Origin of the sequence: Paraburkholderia sp. BL9I2N2 (assembly GCF_004339745.1) — a bacterium.
In the GTDB taxonomy this organism is placed as follows: Bacteria; Pseudomonadota; Gammaproteobacteria; order Burkholderiales; family Burkholderiaceae; genus Paraburkholderia.
The window spans coordinates 1530591-1550181 of record NZ_SMGP01000001.1; the positions used below are offsets into that span (position 1 = coordinate 1530591).

17 protein-coding genes and 2 pseudogenes are annotated in these 19591 nt (G+C 62.8%); 13 read left to right on the forward strand and 6 right to left on the reverse strand.

Annotation, left to right across the window (positions count from 1 at the left end; translation table 11 throughout):
• Nucleotides 1-41: 41 nt before the first annotated feature.
• Nucleotides 42-275, reverse strand: a complete 234-nt coding sequence (locus B0G74_RS07240) for a hypothetical protein (RefSeq protein ID WP_132374167.1) — start codon at nt 273-275, stop codon at nt 42-44.
• 262 nt (nt 276-537) lie between these two features.
• Between B0G74_RS07240 and B0G74_RS07245 the strand changes: the two genes are divergently transcribed.
• From B0G74_RS07245 to B0G74_RS07290, 10 genes and pseudogenes are all read left to right on the forward strand, one after another.
• Entirely contained in the window at nt 538-939 is a 402-nt protein-coding gene (locus B0G74_RS07245) for a DnaJ family domain-containing protein (protein WP_132374168.1), read from the forward strand.
• 173 nt (nt 940-1112) lie between these two features.
• Nucleotides 1113-1671: pseudogene (gene tadA, locus B0G74_RS07250) on the forward strand (tRNA adenosine(34) deaminase TadA).
• 28 nt (nt 1672-1699) lie between these two features.
• Nucleotides 1700-2626, forward strand: coding sequence for a muramoyltetrapeptide carboxypeptidase (gene ldcA, locus B0G74_RS07255; protein WP_132374169.1), 927 nt, complete (start codon nt 1700-1702; stop codon nt 2624-2626).
• 314 nt (nt 2627-2940) lie between these two features.
• Nucleotides 2941-3681, forward strand: a complete 741-nt coding sequence (locus tag B0G74_RS07260) for a GntR family transcriptional regulator (protein WP_132374170.1) — start codon at nt 2941-2943, stop codon at nt 3679-3681.
• A gap of 334 nt (nt 3682-4015) precedes the next feature.
• Entirely contained in the window at nt 4016-5497 is a 1482-nt protein-coding gene (locus B0G74_RS07265) for an NCS1 family nucleobase:cation symporter-1 (RefSeq protein WP_132374171.1), read from the forward strand.
• Nucleotides 5498-5523: 26 nt separating this feature from the next.
• The gene (locus B0G74_RS07270; protein WP_132374172.1) at nt 5524-6390 is read left to right on the forward strand and encodes an aspartate/glutamate racemase family protein; all 867 of its coding nucleotides are present in this window, start codon (nt 5524-5526) and stop codon (nt 6388-6390) included.
• 238 nt (nt 6391-6628) lie between these two features.
• Nucleotides 6629-7579 (forward strand): allantoinase PuuE, encoded by a 951-nt coding sequence (gene puuE / locus B0G74_RS07275; RefSeq protein ID WP_132374173.1) that lies wholly within the window; start codon nt 6629-6631, stop codon nt 7577-7579.
• Nucleotides 7576-8097, forward strand: coding sequence for a 2-oxo-4-hydroxy-4-carboxy-5-ureidoimidazoline decarboxylase (gene uraD, locus B0G74_RS07280; protein WP_132374174.1), 522 nt, complete (start codon nt 7576-7578; stop codon nt 8095-8097). Before puuE ends, uraD begins: the two co-directional genes overlap by 4 nt.
• Nucleotides 8098-8170: 73 nt before the next feature.
• A complete protein-coding gene (gene alc, locus B0G74_RS07285) occupies nt 8171-9184 on the forward strand; it encodes an allantoicase (protein WP_132374175.1) in 1014 nt (337 codons plus the stop codon).
• The gene (locus tag B0G74_RS07290) at nt 9181-9693 is read left to right on the forward strand and encodes an ureidoglycolate lyase (protein ID WP_132374176.1); all 513 of its coding nucleotides are present in this window, start codon (nt 9181-9183) and stop codon (nt 9691-9693) included. The genes alc and B0G74_RS07290 overlap by 4 nt, the downstream gene beginning before the upstream one ends.
• Before the next feature lie 128 nt (nt 9694-9821).
• On the opposite strand, the gene B0G74_RS07295 is transcribed toward B0G74_RS07290, so the two are convergent.
• The 4 genes from B0G74_RS07295 to uraH all read right to left on the reverse strand — a co-directional run bounded on the left by B0G74_RS07295 (nt 9822) and on the right by uraH (nt 13597).
• Nucleotides 9822-11171, reverse strand: coding sequence for a type II toxin-antitoxin system HipA family toxin (locus B0G74_RS07295; protein WP_132374177.1), 1350 nt, complete (start codon nt 11169-11171; stop codon nt 9822-9824).
• A complete protein-coding gene (locus B0G74_RS07300; protein ID WP_011488637.1) occupies nt 11168-11434 on the reverse strand; it encodes a helix-turn-helix transcriptional regulator in 267 nt (88 codons plus the stop codon). Before B0G74_RS07300 ends, B0G74_RS07295 begins: the two co-directional genes overlap by 4 nt.
• Nucleotides 11435-11702: 268 nt before the next feature.
• Nucleotides 11703-12896, reverse strand: coding sequence for a urate hydroxylase PuuD (locus B0G74_RS07305; RefSeq protein WP_132374178.1), 1194 nt, complete (start codon nt 12894-12896; stop codon nt 11703-11705).
• Between the two features lie 347 nt (nt 12897-13243).
• Nucleotides 13244-13597, reverse strand: coding sequence for a hydroxyisourate hydrolase (uraH, locus tag B0G74_RS07310; RefSeq protein ID WP_132374179.1), 354 nt, complete (start codon nt 13595-13597; stop codon nt 13244-13246).
• 537 nt (nt 13598-14134) lie between these two features.
• Between uraH and B0G74_RS07315 the strand changes: the two genes are divergently transcribed.
• Nucleotides 14135-15532, forward strand: coding sequence for an 8-oxoguanine deaminase (locus B0G74_RS07315; RefSeq protein ID WP_132374180.1), 1398 nt, complete (start codon nt 14135-14137; stop codon nt 15530-15532).
• Nucleotides 15533-15595: 63 nt separating this feature from the next.
• On the opposite strand, the gene B0G74_RS07320 is transcribed toward B0G74_RS07315, so the two are convergent.
• Entirely contained in the window at nt 15596-16528 is a 933-nt protein-coding gene (locus B0G74_RS07320) for a LysR substrate-binding domain-containing protein (RefSeq protein ID WP_074764203.1), read from the reverse strand.
• A gap of 251 nt (nt 16529-16779) precedes the next feature.
• On the opposite strand from B0G74_RS07320, the pseudogene B0G74_RS07325 reads away from it, so the two are divergent.
• Nucleotides 16780-18382 (forward strand): annotated as a pseudogene (locus tag B0G74_RS07325) (ABC transporter ATP-binding protein).
• 75 nt (nt 18383-18457) lie between these two features.
• A complete protein-coding gene (locus B0G74_RS07330) occupies nt 18458-19564 on the forward strand; it encodes an ABC transporter permease (protein ID WP_132374181.1) in 1107 nt (368 codons plus the stop codon).
• Nucleotides 19565-19591 lie beyond the last annotated feature (27 nt).

The following is a 19591-nucleotide window of genomic DNA, read 5'->3' on the forward strand; positions in this document are numbered from 1 at the left end:
CGCATCGCCCAAGGTAACGGCGGCGTGTCGATCGCGCCGGGCTAGAACCGCATGCCCGTCGCGCAACCGCCGGCGAAGCCGCCACCGCTGCCGCCTGCGCCGCCGCAGAACACGCCACAACCGGATAGCGCGAGCGACATGGCCACGGCGGCTAGCGTTGCGCGCAATCTCGGTTTGAGAATGCGTTCGCCGAGGTGTGTGAGATCGGGAGCGGCATGCGGGCTGATGCCGGCGTCGAAACCGATGGTGGCGCAGGTAAGGCTTGAGTTGGTCATTCGGGATTTCATAACGTCAATGGCTTAGGGGAGCGGAGAGCAAAGGCGCGAACGGCGTCGTTCGTCGCAAGTCTTCTGTCAGGTTTGTGCGGAGAAAAAGGGGCGGCATGCGGCACGGCCGCGAATCGCTGAGGCTAGCGCACGACCCTATGTCCCTCAAATACGCGGAATCTGAAAACGTAGGAGGTTTCGTCGGTTCGAGAAGCGGAACGATCGTGCGCTCCCTGATAGAATGCTTGGGCCGCAACGTAGTGGATTGCAGATGAAATTGCTTGATGCGTTAGTCGAACAGCGTATTGCCGCCGCCGCCGCGCGAGGCGAGTTCGACGAGTTACCTGGCGCGGGCGCGCCGCTGTCGCTGGACGACGATGCTCTGGTCCCCGAAGAAGTGCGCGTCGCCAACCGGATTTTGAAGAATGCGGGCTTCGTGCCGCCCGCTGTCGAGCAGTTGCGCGCGTTGCGCGACCTGCAAGCGGAGTTGAATGCCGTGAGCGACCAGGCTACCCGTTGCCGTCTCCAGGCGCGCATGCTGGCGCTGGATATGGCACTTGAATCATTGCGTGGCGGGCCACTGGTTCTGCCGCGCGAGTACTGCCGGCGCATTGCCGAGCGGCTGTCCGAGCGCGCCGGTAACCTCAATACGGCAGACGCGGGTTCGCAGTGAGCGAGCCGCTTGCCCACGCCGCCTTGCCGGATTCGGATTCTGTCGAGTCTCGCGATGTGCTAAATGTGCAGGGTTCTCAGGCCTCGATCAGCGGTGTCGCTGAATTGACTGCGGCCGATGCGAGCGCTGCCGGTGCCTTCGCGAGTTCAGATCCCACGCTTGGCGAGCCGTCCATATTTCCCGCTGTTCCCGAAGTCCCGGAGCGCGATCGCCGCTTCATGGCGCTGGCGCAAGCCGCCGCCGAAGAAGCACGCGCTGCCGGCGAAGTGCCCGTCGGCGCAGTCCTCGTGCGCGGCGACGAAGTCATCGCCACAGGTTTTAATCACCCGATCGGCGGGCACGACCCGTCGGCACATGCGGAAATGGCCGCGTTGCGCGCCGCGGCGCAGGCCGTCGAGAACTACCGTCTGCCGGGCTGCGAACTCTACGTGACCCTGGAGCCGTGCCTGATGTGCGCGGGCGCGATCATGCACGCGCGCATCGCCCGTGTCGTGTTCGGGGCGCGCGATCCGAAAACCGGCGCGTGCGGCAGTGTCGTCGATGCCTTCGCGAATCCGCAGTTGAATCATCACACCACGGTGATCGGCGGCGTGCTCGAAAATGAATGTGGCGCCGCGCTCAAGTCGTTTTTTTGCCGAGCGGCGGCGCGCGAGCCGCGCAGCACGCGCGGCGGCACGCGCCGACGCAGGCAGCGAACCGGACAACGAACCGGGTCCGGCTGAGTCGCTCTAAAACAACAACGTCCAACAAGGTCTTGCCAATGGCCGTCCATCGCACCATCGAACTGATCGCGCCGTCCGGGTATCCGCATGATCCCGAGGTGCTGCATCGCGCGTTGCAACGCTTCCATACGCAAGGGCATCACGTCGAGGGCGTGGAGGCGGCGCGGCGTCGCTATCAGCGCTTTGCCGGCACCGATGGCGAGCGCGCGGCCGATCTGAACCGGCTCGCCGACCCGTCGCGCAAGTTGCCGGACATCGTGCTGGCCGTGCGCGGCGGCTACGGCGCGGTGCGCATCCTGCACGGGCTCGACTACGACGGGCTGCAGCGGCGGCTGACCGATCAGCCGATCGCGCTGGTGGGACACAGCGATTTCACCGCGATCCAGCTTGCGCTGCTGGCGCGTGCCGGCGTAAAGACCTTCGGCGGCCCGATGGTGATGAGCGACTTCGGCGCGGAGGAACTGAGCGAATTCACCATGCAGCACTTCTGGTCGGCGTTGACGAAGTCGACCATGACGGTCTCGAGCAACACGCCGCAAGCGCAGCCGGTCGACGTCTCAGGCATGTTGTGGGGCGGCAATCTGGCGGTGCTGGCATCGCTGATTGGCACGCCGTATATGCCGCCGGTGCAGGGCGGCATCCTGTTTGTCGAAGACGTCAACGAGCAACCGTTCCGGGTCGAGCGGATGATCTATCAATTGCACCTGGCCGGCATCCTCGCGCAGCAACAGGCGCTCGTGCTGGGCGATTTCTCCGGCGCCAAACCCTACGACTACGACAATGGTTACGACCTGCACGCCATGATCGAGCAGGTGAGGTCGGTGATCGGTATTCCGGTCGTCACCGGCCTTCAATTCGGGCATGTCCGCAACATGCTGACGCTGCCGGTGGGCGCGGACGCGCATCTCGTCGCCGACGCACACGGGTTCAAACTGAGTATGTCGGGCTATCCGTACCTGGCCTGAACCGGCGCAGGAGGGAAGCGGGCGGCCGCCCGCTTTCTTTTTAAGATCATTAACGCAACTAACGGTCAGTTCCTATGGACCACCGCCAACAGAACGACTCGTGAAGGTCCTTCGATTTTGTTGACAAAATCCGCCATCAATAGACGACCCCAGCCTCACCTAATTAAACTCGTACTGAGGCGGCACTAGGCACTCAAGCCGAGCCGGCAGCGCGCCAGCTCGCCCTCATCGCGAAGATTGTCGAAATTCGAAGCAAAAATTGTTGACAATCTTTATGTCCATCCTATGATGACCTACATACCGAGACGAACATCATGTCCGACACAGAGTCCGCAGCCGCCAATAGTTCGAAACCCGAAGTGATTGCCGAGCGCATCCGCGCCGCGATCCTCGAGCATCGGCTCGCGCCGGGCTCAAAGTTGACAGAAGCGCAGTTGTGCGAAGTATTCGGCGTGAAGCGCGGCCCGATCCGGCAGGCGCTGGCGCAGTTGGCGACTGATCACCTCGTCGACCTCGAACCGAATCGCGGAGCGTTCGTAGCAAGCCCGTCGCTGCAGGAAGTGCACGAAGTGTTCGAGATGCGTCGCATCATCGAGTTGGCGGTGGTCGAAAAGATTTGCACTGGTCACGGCATGCGGCGTTTGAAGAGCATCGGCAGCATGATCGGCCGGGAACGCAAAGCGTTCGAGACACGTGATTTTCCGGCGTGGATTCGCCTGTCGGGCGAGTTTCACACCGAGCTGGCGGGACTCACCGGCAATGCGGTGTTGTGCGACTGCCTGAACGGTCTGGTGGCGCGCTCCACGCTGATTTCCGCGCTGTACGAGTCGCTCGGACGCAGCCCATGCTCGTTCGAGGACCACGAAGCCATTCTCGCCGCGCTCGACGCCGGCGATGCAAAAGAGGCGGCGGCCTTGATGTCGCGCCATCTGCAAAGCGTCGAGTTGAAGATGCTGGACCGCCCCGCACGTGGCGCGGCCGATCTGCACGAAGTGTTCGGCGCACTCAACGGTGCAGCCAGAGATTCATCGAAGACAAAGTCCGCGCAAGGCTGAGGCAAGCGGCCGGCGCGCGCCCATTACCGGTGCGCGCCGCACTGAATTGAACTGAACGAATCTAGCGTTGCAAGGCGGCTCGGCGTGAGCGCTGCCGGCTTGTGCACGCGTGTCCGCCGCCGGGCGACGGGCTTCGAGTAGTAACGCATCGCCGGGAAGTCGCGGCTGCTGGCGGTGCGATAAACACAGTACTTCAGGTACGGAGACATCCGCGGCACGGCCGGACAGACGCGCCAAGACCCTTCGTCCCATACGGACGAGGCGGGCGCGACTGGCATGGCCGATGCAACGTCCTTCGATTCGCTATCGACGGTCCCTATTCCAAGGAGGAATCATGGCTCAGTTCAGTGCAGCGCCCGGCAATCCCGCAATTCCCACTTATGCAGACGACGGCGCGCCCAGCGAACCGTCCATGCCCGCAGGCTACAGCGACCGCCTCTATAACGAGGATCTCGCGCCGTTGCGGCATCAAACCTGGGGCGCTTACAACATCTTTGCGTTCTGGATGTCGGACGTGCACAGCGTCGGCGGCTATGTGTTCGCGGGCAGTCTGTTCGCGCTCGGCCTGACGAGCTGGCAAGTGCTGATCGCGCTGCTGGTCGGCATCACCATCGTCAACCTGTTGTGCAACCTGATCGCCAAGCCGAGCCAGGCGAACGGCGTGCCGTATCCGGTAGCGTGCCGCGCGACCTTCGGCGTGCTCGGCGCGAATATTCCCGCGGTGATTCGAGGCCTGATTGCGGTCGCGTGGTACGGCATTCAGACCTATCTGGCCTCGAGCGCGCTGGTGATCGTCGTGTTGAAGTTCGTTCCGCAGTTGCTGCCTTACGCCGATGTTCATCATCATGGCTTCATGGGACTCTCGACGCTCGGCTGGACCGGTTTCATGCTGCTGTGGGTGTTGCAGGCACTGGTGTTCTGGCACGGCATGGAGACCATCAAGAAGTTCATCGACTTCGCCGGTCCCGCGGTCTACGTGGTGATGTTCATTCTCGCGGGCTACATGGTGTATCGCGCGGGATGGCGCAACATCGGCATCAACCTGGGTGGCGTCAAATATCACGGCATGCAGGTCGTTCCGGTGATGATCACGGCGATCTCGCTGGTGGTGTCGTATTTCTCCGGACCGATGCTGAATTTCGGCGACTTTTCGCGCTACGGCAAGAGCTTTCGCAGCGTGCAGCGCGGCAACTTCTGGGGGCTGCCGGTCAACTTCCTGGCCTTCTCGCTGGTGACGGTGATCACGACCGCCGCCACGCTGCCGGTGTTCGGCGAACTGATCACGGACCCGGTCGAAACCGTGGGCCGTATCGACTATCCGACTGCGGTGATTCTCGGCGCGCTGACCTTCACGATCGCGACTATCGGCATCAACATCGTCGCCAACTTCGTCTCGCCGGCTTTCGACTTTTCCAACGTGGCGCCGCGCCTCATTAGCTGGCGCATGGGCGGTATGCTCGCAGCGGTCGCGTCGATCTTCATCACCCCGTGGAATCTGTTCAACAACCCGGCCGTGATCCACTACACGCTCGACGTCCTCGGCAGTTTCATCGGACCTTTGTACGGCGTACTGATTGTTGACTACTATCTGGTGAAGCGTCAGAAGATCGTCCTCGACGATCTGTACACGGTCGCGCCCACTGGTTCGTACTGGTATCGCAACGGCGTCAACTACCGGGCTGTCGCTGCGCTGCTGCCGGCTGCCGTGATCGCGGTAATCTGCGTGATGGTGCCCGCGCTCGACGGCATGGCGAATTTCTCGTGGTTCATTGGCGCAGGCCTCGCCGCGCTGTTCTATCGCGTTCTCGCACGCTGAAGCTTGCAGACGCAACAGGAGTCGATATGCGCATCAAACTGATCAACCCGAATACGACCCAACGCATGACGGAAGCGATGGGCCGCTGCGCGCGCGAAGTCGCCGCGCCGGGCACTGAAATCATCGCGGTGAATCCGACCATGGGGCCGCCGTCGATCGAAGGCTATTACGACGAAGCGCTTGCGACGCCGGGCCTGCTCGCCGAAGTCGCCGCCGGCGAGCGCGAAGGTTGCGACGGCTACGTGATCGCCTGCTTCGGCGATCCCGGTCTGTACGCCGCGCGTGAGCTGGCGCGCGGCCCGGTGATCGGCATTGCCGAAGCAGCGATGCACGCGGCCAGCGTGCTGGCGCCGGGCTTCTCGGTGGTGACCACGCTGGCGCGCACGTGCGGTATGGCGTGGCACCTCGCCGAGCGCTACGGCATGAAACGGTTTTGCCGCAACGTGCGCGCCACCGACGTCGCCGTGCTCGATCTCGACAAGCCTGGCTCGGCGGCGCGTCGCATCATCCTCGACGAATGCCGGCGCGCGCTTGCGGAAGACGGTTCGGACGCCATCGTGCTCGGCTGCGCGGGCATGGCCGAGTTGTGCGCGGAGATCGAAGACGCGCTCGGCGCGCCGGTGATCGAGGGCGTGACGGCCGCTGTCAAGTGGACCGAGGCGCTGGTCGCGCTGCGTCTTTCGACGGCCAAACGCGGCGATTACGCCCGGCCGCTGGCCAAGCGCTACGACGGCGCGCTGGCATCTTTCAGCCCGACCGACACCGATCCGAATCCGCTCACGCCGCGAAGTTCTGCTGTCATTTCCGCCGCAAATGCGCCGCAAACCGCAGGAACGGCCGATTTATTGCGGGTAAACACTACAGAATCTGGGCCGCACATACATTCAGTCTGACATGCACTATCTGCCCGGGTGTATGGGCGCACCCGGGTGTTTTCGCTACACTGGTCCAACTCGGCGCGGGCCGCCTGAAAGGCTTTTTTCTGCTGCTTTCGGTACGGCTTCTGGTGTTTTTCCAGCCACGCCCGCGTGAGCCATTTGCACTCAGCACGCAAGCTCACGCCAACCTCACGTGCATGCCACGTGAGTTCCACGCGAATTTTACGTACCGTCACCACGCATTCGTCAAACCATGCCACTCGACCCGAACTACCCACGCGATCTGATCGGCTACGGCCGCCACCCGGTGCAGGCAAACTGGCCGGGTCGAGCGCGTGTCGCAGTGCAATTCGTCCTGAACTACGAAGAGGGCGGTGAAAACTGCGTGTTGCACGGCGATCCCGGCTCGGAGCAATTTCTGTCGGAAATCGTCGGCGCCGCGGCTTTTCCGGGGCGCCACATGAGCATGGAGTCGATCTACGAGTACGGCTCGCGCGCGGGCGTCTGGCGTATCCTGCGCGAATTCGAAAAGCGCAAGCTGCCGCTCACGGTGTTCGGCGTCGGCATGGCGGTCGAACGGCATCCGGAACTGGCGCGTGCCTTCGTCGAACTCGGTCATGAGATTGCTTGCCACGGCTATCGCTGGATTCACTATCAGGACATGGCGCCGGAGAAAGAAGCGGAACACATGCGCCTCGGCATGGAAGCGATCGAGCGCGTGACGGGCGAGCGTCCGCTCGGCTGGTACACCGGCCGCGACAGTCCCAATACGCGGCGCCTCGTCGCTGAATACGGCGGTTTCCTGTACGACTCGGATTACTACGGCGACGATCTGCCGTTCTGGATGGACGTCGACGTCACCGGTGGCGCGAAAGTGCCGCAACTGATCGTGCCGTACACGCTCGACACCAACGACATGCGCTTTGCGAGCCCGCAAGGCTTCAACACGGCGGACCACTTCTTCACGTACCTGCGCGACGCATTCGACGTGCTCTACGAAGAAGGCGACGAAGCGCCGAAGATGCTGTCCATCGGCATGCACTGCCGCCTGCTCGGGCGCCCTGGGCGCTTCCGCGCGCTGCAACGTTTTCTCGACCATATCGAACAGCACGATCGCGTGTGGGTGACGCGACGCGTCGATATTGCGCGCCACTGGCGCGAACATCATCCTTACCAACAAAACAACCGCGGGGCTGCGGCATGAAGGCGATGCAATACACTCTGGACCAACTCAACAGCACCTCGACCGACGCGTTCGTGGCAGCGCTGTCGGGCATTTTCGAGCACTCGCCGTGGGTCGCGGAAATTGCCGCGCAGCAACGGCCTTTCGCCAGCATCGACGAGTTGCACCGCAAGATGTCGAACATCGTCGAAACGGCCGGTGAAGAGAAGCAACTGGCGTTGATCAATGCCCACCCGGAACTCGCCGGCAAGGCTGCCGTGCGCGGCGAACTGACGGCCGAATCCACGCGCGAGCAGAGCGGCGCCGGCCTCGCGCAGTGTACGCAGGAAGAATTCGATAGGCTGCTCGCGCTGAACGCCGCATATCGCGAGAAGTTCGGCTTTCCGTTCATTCTGGCCGTGCGCGGGTATGACCGTCACGGCATCATCGCGAACTTCGAGGCGCGCGTGAACAATAGCCGCGCCGACGAATTGCGCGCGAGCCTCGATCAGATCTACCGCATCGCACGTTTCCGGCTCGACGACCTGATCGACGCGTAAGGTCTTATCACGCGTCGCTGGACTCGAACCGAAACGTTTTTTTCAGCACTGACAAACACTAAGGAAGACAAAGATGGCACTCCCGATTCTCGACCCCAACGCACCGGAATTCACGCGCCGCTATGTGAATCTGGCGGACCCGCGCCTGGGCGCGCAGGCGCTCGAGGCCAGCGACGATTTCTTCGCACCGAAGGAACGCATGCTGAATCCGGAGCCGGCCGTCTTCATTCCGGGCAAATACGACGACAACGGCAAGTGGATGGACGGCTGGGAAACGCGCCGCAAGCGCGCCAACGGCTATGACTGGTGCGTCGTGAAGCTGGCGCGTCCGGGCGTGATCAAGGGCCTCGATCTCGACACCAGCCACTTCACGGGCAACTTCCCGCCGGCGGCGTCGGTGGAAGCCGCGCGCGTGGTGGACGGCGCGCCGACCCAGTCGACGCAATGGACCGAAATCGTGCCGTCGACCACGTTGCAAGGCAATAGCCACCACTATCACGAAGTCAGCGACGCGAATGCGTACACGCACCTGCGCGTGCACATCTATCCGGACGGCGGTATCGCGCGTCTGCGTGTATATGGTCAACCGCAAGTCGACTGGGCCGGCGCGAGCCGCACCGAGCAGTTCGATCTCGCCGCGATGGAAAACGGCGCGTATCTGGTCGCGGCGAACAACCAGCACTTCGGCGCTGCGTCGACGATCCTGATGCCGGGCCGCGGCGTGAACATGGGCGACGGCTGGGAAACGCGCCGCCGTCGCGAGCCGGGCAACGACTGGGCGATCGTCGCGCTGGCGCAACCGGGCGTGATCAGGAAGATCGAAGTCGATACCGCGCACTTCAAGGGCAACTATCCGGACCGCTGCTCGATTCAGGCCGCGTACGTGACGGGCGGCACGGACAGTTCGCTGATTACGCAAGCCATGTTCTGGCCGGTGCTGCTCGGTGAACAGAAGCTGAAGATGGACAACCAGCACTATTTCGAAAGCGAAATCGCGGCGCTGGGTCCGGTGACGCACGTGCGCTTTAACATCATTCCGGACGGCGGCGTGTCGCGTCTGCGTCTGTGGGGTACGCTCGCATCATGAAAACGCTCGCGATCGAACCGTTGACGAAGGAAGCGTTCGCCGCATTTGGCGACGTGATCGAACTCGAAGGCGCGAAGCAGATTCCGATCAATCTCGGCACGACGATCCGCTATCACGATCTCGCGAAAGTGGATGTCGACGACGAGAACGGCCGCACGCTCGTGAACCTGTTTCGCGGGCAGCCGCGCACGCTGCCGTTCGAACTGAAGATGCTCGAACGTCATCCGCTCGGCAGCCAGGCGTTCGTGCCACTGAACGACAAGCCGTATCTGGTGGTCGTGGCGCCGGCGGGCGAGCTGGATGCGTCGAAGATTCGCGCGTTCGTGACGAGCGGCTGGCAGGGCGTGAACTATGGGAAGGGCGTATGGCATCATCCGCTGATCGCGTTGGGCGACGTGAGCGACTTTATCGTCGTCGATCGTGGCGGAGATGGCCTCAACCTCAATGAGCAGGATCTCGCGGAGTCGTTGTGGCTCACGGAAGATGCGTTGAGCGCGGTGGCTGTTTGAGTTTTATCGCTTTGACGTAGCGAGCCGGTTGACTTAAAAAGAACCCACAGCATCAGTGCTGTGGGTTTTTTGTTTTGGCGGCGAACCGCGAAGTTAGCGCGACGCCGTCGTTCCGCGTTTAGCTGCGTTTAGCTGCGTTTGGCAAGAAGCGGTGAATGCCCGATCACCTCGCGCGCGCGTTCCGCTGGTTCAGGCGCGGAAAAACCCGCGGCTTCGATAGCCGGTTTGAGCCCTTTGAATTGCAGGCTCTTCTTCGGCGAACGCAAGGACGCCATGCCGTCGTCCCACGCGTGAAGCATGTGCTTCGCGACGGTGTGCCATTGCGTCTCGTTGCGCGCCGCTTCGATCAACTCATGGCCGACGGCGACGGCCGAATCGCACAGCGCCTCGACCATCTGCGCGTATTGTCGTGGCGCGATGCCCATGCGCGTGTTGAAAAAACGCTCCATCGTTTTACCGGCCGCCCAGGTTTTGCGGCCGTCGATCGGCAAGCCCGGCGGATTGGCCGCGTAGCGTGGGTATGCCTGCGTCGTGACGATGTCGTAGACGGGCGTGAACGCGACATCGTCGACCGACGTATAGAACAACGCCACATTCTTCGTATGGCAGTCCGCGTTGCGTACGACGTAGTTCGTCAGCAAATGCCAGCCGAGATATTCCAGTTGCTGTCGCATGGTGTTGCGATCGAGCAGATACGCTCGCGCGGCATTGAGCATTTTTTCGCTGGTCGAGTTGTATTTTTCATGTGGCGGCAAACCCAATAGACCGCACATGTCTTCGATGCCGTAGGCCGGCAATCCTTGTGCGTCGACGTCGAAGCGTTCGACGATCAGCGCCCGGCCATCGTCCGACATCTGCGTGCGCGCGACCGGCGCGACGCCGAGCCGTTCCAGCACGCGCATGGAATAGAACTCGTTGAAGCCGAGAAACGGCGTGTTGTCGTCCGAGCCTTTGACGATGTGGCGGCTCGTCCGGATGGTCGGTTTGCCGAGCGGCATCGGCGTAGACGTGCTGGACGTCGCGTCTTGAGGCGCGATGAACTTCGGCACGGCGCCCGAGATGGCCGCGCGCGCATATTCGCGCACGAGTTGCGCGAAATGTTCGGCCGTGTTGTCGCCGTGCAGAATGTCCTGCACGTCGAGCGCCTGCAGTTCCGTGCCCGGCGCGACGCCTTCGGGTGTCACGGTGACGCGGCCGATCCCCATGGCGCCGACCACGGCGAGCAACGACAGGTCGGTGCCGTCGAGCAACGGCCCGAATTGCTCGCGGATCAGATTCAGCAGATAACCCTCCGGCAGGTTTTGCCGGAAAAACGGATGCAGGTCGCGCGGCCAGCGCCAGGCCTCTTCACGCACCGGCATGGCCAGACTGACGAAGTCCGCCGCGCTCGCGTCGCGGTTGTATTTGAGGACGTAGTCGTCGCGCTCGCGAAATAGCGTGGCGACGTTCTTGCCCAGTACCTGAACGTCGAGCCTCATGAGTTCGCGTCCGGATTGCGTTGTTCAGCGAGGATGTCTTCGAGCGTGCGCCCGTGTCCATGCGCGACGAACTTGAGGTCGTAGCCTGCCGCTTCGAGCAGGCGCACGAGCACGGACACGCTCATGTCGTTTTTGGCGAGCGTTTCCATACGCGCGACGGTGGTGCGCGCGACGCCCGCCCGGTGCGCCAGTTCCTCTTGCGACAGGTTGCTTTCGCGGCGCACGGCCTTCAGCATGTCCGATACATCGGCGAGATTGGTCATTTGTAGCCCCGCGGCACCAATTTTGACGAATTCGTTTGTTATTGTAGCCCATGAGGCACAAAACAGCTGATGAGATTTGTGCCTCATGGGCTACATTCTGAACGAATTTTAGTATTTTGTAGCCCGCAGGCTACAAAATACTAAAAGCGCACCTTTGATGAGCCGACACCGACGCGCCCAAAGAAAAGCGGGCTTCCCGCTCGCGCGAAAGGCCCGCCGTTTGTTGCTTCATCCATCGCCACGCCGGGCAACGCGCCCGGCCCGGTCATTACTTCACCGCTCCACCTTCGAACCACGCGGCGATCTTCATCCGCTCCTCGTCGGTCATGTGCGTCACGTTGCCGAGCGGCATAGCCTTCAGCGTCACCGCTTGCTGATAGATCCGCTGCGCGTTCTGCGAGATTTCATCCGGCGTATCCAGCAGCACGCCGGCCGGGGCGCTGCCCATCATCGTCGGATGCGCGGAGTGGCAAGCCACGCAGCGCTGCTGCAGCACCGGTGCGATATCGGCCACCTTGACGGTCGGCGCGTTCGCCGCTTGCGCTTGCGGCACGATCGGCTTCGGCATGGTCCAGAAGAGGGCGGCGAACATCAGCGCGATGCCAACCAGCGGCAGATACCACAGCACCTGGCCACGGTGACGCATCACGAAGAACTGACGGATCAGCGCGCCGGCCAGCATGATGACCAGCAGCACGGCCCAGTTGTACGGATGCGTGTAGGTCATCGCGTAGTGGTTCGACAGCATCGCGAACACCACCGGCAGCGTGAAATACGTGTTGTGCACCGAGCGTTGCTTGCCGCGCTTGCCGTAGATCGGGTTCGGCGTTTCACCCTTGAGCATCGCGTCGACCATCTTGCGCTGGCCCGGAATGATCACGAAGAACACGTTGGCCGACATGATCGTCGCCAGCATCGCGCCCATGATCAGGTAAGCCGCGCGGCCCGCGAAGATATGGCACGCGAGCCACGCCGCGATCAGCACGTACACGCCGACGCAGATACCGAGCACCTTGTCCTTGTTGCCGAGAATGCGGCACAGCGAGTCGTACACGATCCAGCCGGCGGCGAGGAAGCCGAGCGCCGACGCGACCGCGACCACCGGGCCCATATCCAGCACGTTCTTGTCGATCAGGTAAGTGCTCGGCGAGAACAGATACAGCACGGTGAAGAGACCGAAGCCCGACAGCCACGTGGTGTACGACGGCCACTTCGACCAGTGCAGATCGTCCGGCATTTCCGGCGGCGCGACGGTGTACTTCTGCATGTTGTAGAAGCCGCCGCCGTGCACGTGCCACAGTTCGCCGAACACGCCGCGCTTGCGCTGGTTCGGGTCAATCGGCGGCTTCAGGCTGTTGTCGAGCGCGACAAAATAAAACGATTCGCCGATCCATGCAATCGCGGCGATGACGTGGAACCAGCGAATCGCCAGATTCAACCAGTCTGTGATAAAGCCTTCCATGAAACTCCTCCACTTCTGATTCGTTGTACACGCGATGACGCTGTGTGCCTTCTAAAACCCGGCTGACGGGTCATTGGCAGGGCAGCACGAGCAGCACGTCACTGCGCAGACTGCGGGGTGAAGACGCGATGCGCTCAGTTCGCACAGCGCCGTTTTTTTATTGGCTCGTCGGTTGGGTCGCGTATGGGGCGAAGCGGGTCGAGCCGCATGCGTTCGATTGCGTTTCGCGGGTGCTCGCATGTGTCTCCATGAGCATCTGCGCAATGCAATCGAGCGCGACCGGTATGCTGCGCGAACTCGACCTCGCTTTGTCCAACACCTTTCCCGCACCTCGTGGCAGATGTCTCCTAGCTGCCGCGATACGTGCTGTACGACCACGGCGACACCAGTAGCGGCACGTGATAGTGCGCACTGGCATCGGCCACGCCGAAGCGCAACACGACGCGATCGACGAAGCGCGGCTCCGGCACCTTCGTGCCGATCGACGCGAAGTAGTCGCCGGCGCCGAACACGAGTTCGTATTCGCCCGCAACTAGCGCCTCGCCTTCGAGCAGCGGCTGGTCGCAACGACCGTCGTCATTGGTGGTAGTGGTTTTGAGCGCGCGGCGCGTATCGCCTGAGAGCGCGAAGAGTTCGACCTTGATGCCCGCACCGGGACGGCCGTTCGCGGTGTCGAGCACATGGGTAGTGAGCTTTCCCATTCGCAATTTTCCTTATGTGAATGCGAGGTTTCGGCGGCAGCCCGATCCAGACACGTTTGCGGCGGATCGAGGCTCCACGTCAGTGGCTACATACCCGTCGGCGAATTGAAGCGAGCGCCGTGACAGCCATTGTAAAAAGGTTGTTCCGTCCAGCGCGCGCGAGATAAGAAAGATAATAGCTGGCGCATGACGGACAGCCTGCTGAAAGCCGCAACGACTCGATTCCTTCGACTATTACAGCGCATTTGCCTTACCGGCGGATCGTACCGGCGCCAAAAAAGGCCCACTATATCGACGGCGTGAAGTTGGGTATCGCATTGGCGTGAGTTGTCAGCATTATTTTGGCCGTCGAAGGTTACGTCTGTGCGTTGCAGCAAACGCGAATCGACGACGATTCAGCCGCGACGCACCCCGAAGACGGCGGAAACACGCTGGGTAACCGGGCCAACGGCGTTCGACGGGACGCGGCGGCACGGTGGCGTGCCGGCACATCGCGTTCGAACGGCTTTGCACGGAAGCAATGAAGCGGAGAAACGAATGACGATGGAACAAGCGGCTAATCAAACGAATAAGCCCAAAAAAACGATGCTGGTGAAGCACGCGGACGTGCTGGTTACGATGGACGGCGCCCGGCGCGAACTGCGCGACGGCGGCCTGTATATCGAGGACAACCGCATCGTCGCGGTCGGACCGACGGCGGAACTGCCGCAAACCGCCGACGAAGTGCTGGACATGCGTGGACATCTGGTGATTCCGGGTCTCGTGAACACGCACCACCACATGTATCAGAGCCTGACGCGCGCGATTCCCGCCGCGCAGAACGCCGAATTGTTCGGCTGGCTGACCAACCTCTACAAGGTGTGGGCGAACCTCACACCGGAGATGATCGAAGTCTCGACGCTGACGGCAATGGCCGAGCTGTTGCTGTCCGGTTGCACGACTTCGAGCGATCACTTGTACATCTATCCGAACGGCAGCCGGCTCGACGACAGCATTGCGGCGGCGCGCCGGATCGGCATGCGTTTTCACGCGGCGCGCGGCAGTATGAGCGTGGGGCAGAAAGACGGCGGCCTGCCGCCGGATTCGGTGGTCGAACGTGAAGCGGACATTCTGAAGGATACGCAGCGCCTGATCGAGACATACCACGACGAAGGCCGTTACGCGATGCTGCGCGTGGTGGTCGCGCCATGCTCGCCGTTCTCGGTGAGCCGCGATCTGATGCGTGAATCGGCGGTCATGGCGCGGCGGTACGGCGTGTCGATGCATACGCACCTCGCGGAGAACGTCAACGACATCGCGTATAGCCGCGAGAAGTTCGGTATGACGCCGGCGGAGTATGCGGAAGACCTCGGCTGGGTCGGTCATGACGTGTGGCATGCGCACTGTGTGCAACTCGACGACGCGGGCATCGAGCTGTTCGCGCGCACCGGCACCGGCGTTGCGCATTGTCCGTGTTCGAACATGCGGCTTGCGTCGGGCATCGCGCCGGTCAAGCGCATGCGTCTGGCGGGCGTGCCGGTGGGTTTGGGCGTCGACGGATCGGCGTCGAACGACGGCGCGCAGATGATCGCCGAAGTGCGTCAGGCGTTGCTGTTGCAGCGAGTCGGCTTCGGGCCGGATGCGATGACCGCGCGCGAGGCATTGGAAATCGCGACGCTCGGTGGCGCGAAAGTGCTCAATCGCGACGACATCGGCGCATTGGCACCCGGCATGGCGGCGGATTTCGTGTCGTTCGATTTGCGTCAGCCGCTCTTCGCGGGCGCGTTGCATGACCCGGTCGCGGCGCTCGTGTTCTGCGCGCCGTCACAAGTGAGCTACAGCGTGATCGGCGGCAAGGTGGTCGTGAAGGACGGGCAGTTGACGACGCTGGAACTCGGACCGGTGATCGAGCAGCACAACCGGTTGGCGAAGACGCTTTACGAAGCAGCGGCGTAACGGGGAGGGTGAGGTTATCGGCGACGAGACACATAACCGCCGATAACCCACAAACGCAAAGACTCAAGGCTTGTCGATCAACGTCTTGGTCGCTTCGGCAACCAGGCTGCGCAACCAGCGCACTTCATCGGAGTAATGCACGCGCTCGTGCCACAACTGGTAGTACTGCATCGGCGGGAAATCGAGCGGTGCGGGCACGACCGTGAGCGGCAGGAACTTGGCGTAGTAATCGGCAAAGAGACGCGTCGTCGTGAAGATCAGATCGGACTTGATCAGCACGTACGGCGCCAGATTGAAGTACGGCAAGGTCACGACCACATGACGCTTTAAGCGCTCGCGCGCGAGGTGCACGTCGATCGCGCCGCGCTGGCCCACCGAATAAGGAGTAGGCGCGAGATGCGGCGCATTCAGGTACTGGTCGAGCGTGAGGCCGCCGCGTTTGGCGAACGGATGCGTGTTGCTCATCAGGCAGACGATCTGATCGACGAACAGGTTCGACAGGTGCAACTGCTCCGGCGGCTCCGGCCAGTTGCCGACCACGATGTCGAGCTTGCCGTCCTCGAGCGCGAGTTCGTAGTCGAAGGCCGGTCCCAGCGAGTGAAACTCGAGCGTCGCGTTCGGCGCGGCCTGGCGAAAGCGTTCGACCACCGTCGGCACGAACAGCACATTCAGATAGTCCGGGCAGCCGATCCGGTAGCAACGGATGGACGTGGCCGGATCGAAGTTGTGCTGCTGGAACTTGATGCGTTCGATCTCGCGCAGCGCGTTCTGCACCGGTTCAAGCAGGCGCAGGCCGTATTCCGTCGGCACCATGCCGGATTTGCCGCGCACCAGCAGCGGGTCGCCGGTGATGTCGCGCAAACGGCGCAGCGCCGCGCTGATGGCGGGTTGCGATTGATTCAGTTTGACGGCCGCGCGCGTGACGCTGCGTTCCATCAAGAGGGTGTGCAAGACGCGTAATAGATAAGTATCGATCGCCTCGCGTTGCTGACTCATGACTTCTCCGAAATATATGTGCTGGCTGATCGAACGGGCGTGGGAGTATATGACTTTTAATATGAACGAGACGCCGCGTCAAGAGTGGGATACCCGCAGAGCGCGCTGCGGCGCGGGTTTGCGGGGAATTTTGGCGGCTCGACTGACTGGGTCGAATTAGGTATTGTCATCCGGTTGTGGTGACGGATCGGCCGCCGGCAAGGTGGACGGACGCGCTGTTACCGGCAGTCACTGACGTACTACGGAATCACATGAGCGACTCTTCTTATAGCGACGGCGCCGCCGCGCAGCCGGCAGACAGGCCGGAACAGGCGGCGCCCCGGTTGGTGCTTCAAGGCATCACCAAACAATACCCGGCCGTGCGAGCCAACGACGACGTCACGTTGATCGTCGCGCCGGGCGAGATCCATGCCGTGCTCGGCGAAAATGGCGCCGGCAAAAGCACGCTGATGAAAATCATCTACGGCGCGGTGCGGCCCGACGCCGGCGAGATTCGCTGGGAAGGCCAGACGGTCGAGATCGCCAATCCGGCGGCGGCGCGCAAGTTGGGCATCGGCATGGTGTTCCAGCATTTTTCGCTGTTCGAGACGCTCACGGTCGGCGAAAACATCGCGCTCGCGCTCGACGAACCGTTCGATCTGAAGACGCTGTCCAAGCGCATCCGCGAAGTCTCGGCCGACTACGGGCTCGACATCGACCCGCAGCGTCACGTGCATAGCCTGACGGTGGGCGAGCGGCAACGCGTCGAGATCGTCCCGCTGTCTGCTGCAGAACCCGCGTCTGCTGATCATGGATGAGCCGACTTCGGTGCTGACGCCGCAAGCGGTCCGCAAACTGTTCGAGACGCTACGGCGGCTCGCCGCCGAAGGCTGCAGCATTCTCTACATCAGCCACAAGCTCGACGAAATCCAGGAACTGTGCGACACCGCGACAGTGATGCGCGGCGGCCGCGTGACCGGTCACGTGAAGCCGAAGGGCGAAACCCACGCGTCGCTCGCTCAATTGATGGTCGGCCATTCGCTGCCGGATTACACGCGGCGCGAACACAACCCGGGCGCGGTGCTGCTCGACGTGAAGCAACTCTCGGTGGAAAGCGACGACCCGTTCGGCACCTCGCTGCGTGACGTGTCGTTCGGCGTGCATGCGGGCGAGATCTTCGGCATCGCGGGCGTCTCGGGCAATGGACAGGCGGAACTGCTGTCGGCGCTGTCGGGCGAAAAGCGCGGCGTGCGTGCCGACGCGGTCACGATTTGCGGCAAGGCGGCGGGACGCCTCGGCGCAGGCGGCCGACGTGCGCTCGGCTTCGGCTTCGTGCCGGAAGAGCGTCTTGGCCGCGGCGCGGTGCCGGCCATGACGCTGTCGGAAAACGCGCTGCTCACCGCGCATCGTCAGCAGATGGTGAGTTCGGGCTGGATCAAGGCCGGCGCGATGCGCGCATTTGCGAAGCGCTGCATCGACGCTTTCGACGTGCGCTGCGGCGGCTCGGAAGCGCTCGCGCAAAGTCTGTCGGGCGGCAATCTGCAGAAATACATCATGGGCCGCGAGATTCTGCAGGCGCCCAAGGTGCTGGTGGTCGCGCAGCCTACGTGGGGCGTCGACGTCGGCGCGGCGGCGTTCATTCGCCAGCAGTTGCTCGATCTGTCGGCGCGCGGTGTGGCGATTCTGGTGATCTCGGAGGAGTTAGAAGAGTTGTTCGACATCTGCGATCGCATCGCGGTGCTGGCAGGCGGCAGACTCTCGCCGGTACGCGCCACGGGAGCGACCAACGCCGAGGAAATCGGCCGCTGGATGGCGGGGCTGTTCGGCGATCGCGAGGGCGCAGCGCCTTCGGCGGAACAACCGGCGCATGCCTGAGCGGGCGTCTGTCGCGCGAATACGCGTGAGCTCGCCCGGCATCAGAACGAGAACCATATCACTCACACGCTACCCATGATTCTTCCGTATCGACTCGAAGCACGCACGACGCCCTCGCGCACCATGCAGCTCGCCGTGCCGCTGATCGCCGCGTTGCTCACGCTCGCGATCGGCTTTCTGATCTTCAGCCTCGTCGGCCGCGATCCGCTGCAGGCCATGCACGCGTTTTTCATCGAGCCGCTGTCCAGCGTGAACGGCTGGTCCGAGCTGCTGCTGAAGGCATCGCCGTTGTGCCTGATCGGCTTGGGTCTCGCCATCGGCTATCGCGCCAACGTCTGGAACATCGGCGCCGAAGGGCAAATGCTGCTCGGCGGCATCGCCGCGAGCGGCGTCGCGATCTATTTCGATCAGGCCACCGGCTGGTGGATTTTGCCGACCATGATGATTGCCGGCGTGCTGGGCGGCATGGCGTGGGCGGCGATTCCGGCGCTGCTCAAAAGCCGCTTCAACACCAACGAGATTCTCGTCAGCCTGATGCTCACGTATGTGGCCACGCAACTGCTGATCTACCTGGTGAGCGGCCCGTGGCGCGATCCGCAGGGCATGAACTTCCCACTCTCGGAGATGTTCAGCGGCGACGCGCTCTATCCGACCTTCTCCGGCGACTGGCACTGGAAATGGCTGCGCGGCACGCGTCTGAACGCATCGGTGTTCGTCACGCTGATCGCGATTCCGCTCGTGTGGGTTTTCATGCGCAAGAGCTTCGCGGGCTACCGCATGAACGTCGGCGGTCTCGCGCCGCTCGCCGCGCGCTACGCCGGCTTCTCCGACAAGAAGACGATCTGGACGTCGCTGCTGATCAGCGGCGGCCTCGCGGGCCTCGCCGGCATGGGCGAGATCTCCGGTCCGATCGGGCAGTTGCAGGCCACGTGGTCGCCGGGTTACGGCTTCACAGCGATCATCGTCGTGTTCGTGGGGCGGCTGCATCCGCTCGGCATCGTGCTCGCGAGCCTGCTGATGGCGTTGCTCTATCTCGGCGGCGAAGCCGTGCAGACCTCGATGCAACTGCCGCAGGCGCTTTCCGGCGTGTTCCAGGGGCTGTTGCTGTTCTGCCTGCTGGGTGCCGACCTGTTCGTGAACTATCGCGTGCGCCGCCGAACGCTGGCCGCCCAGGTTCACTGATCAGCTCTCTGACATTCGCTCACTGAT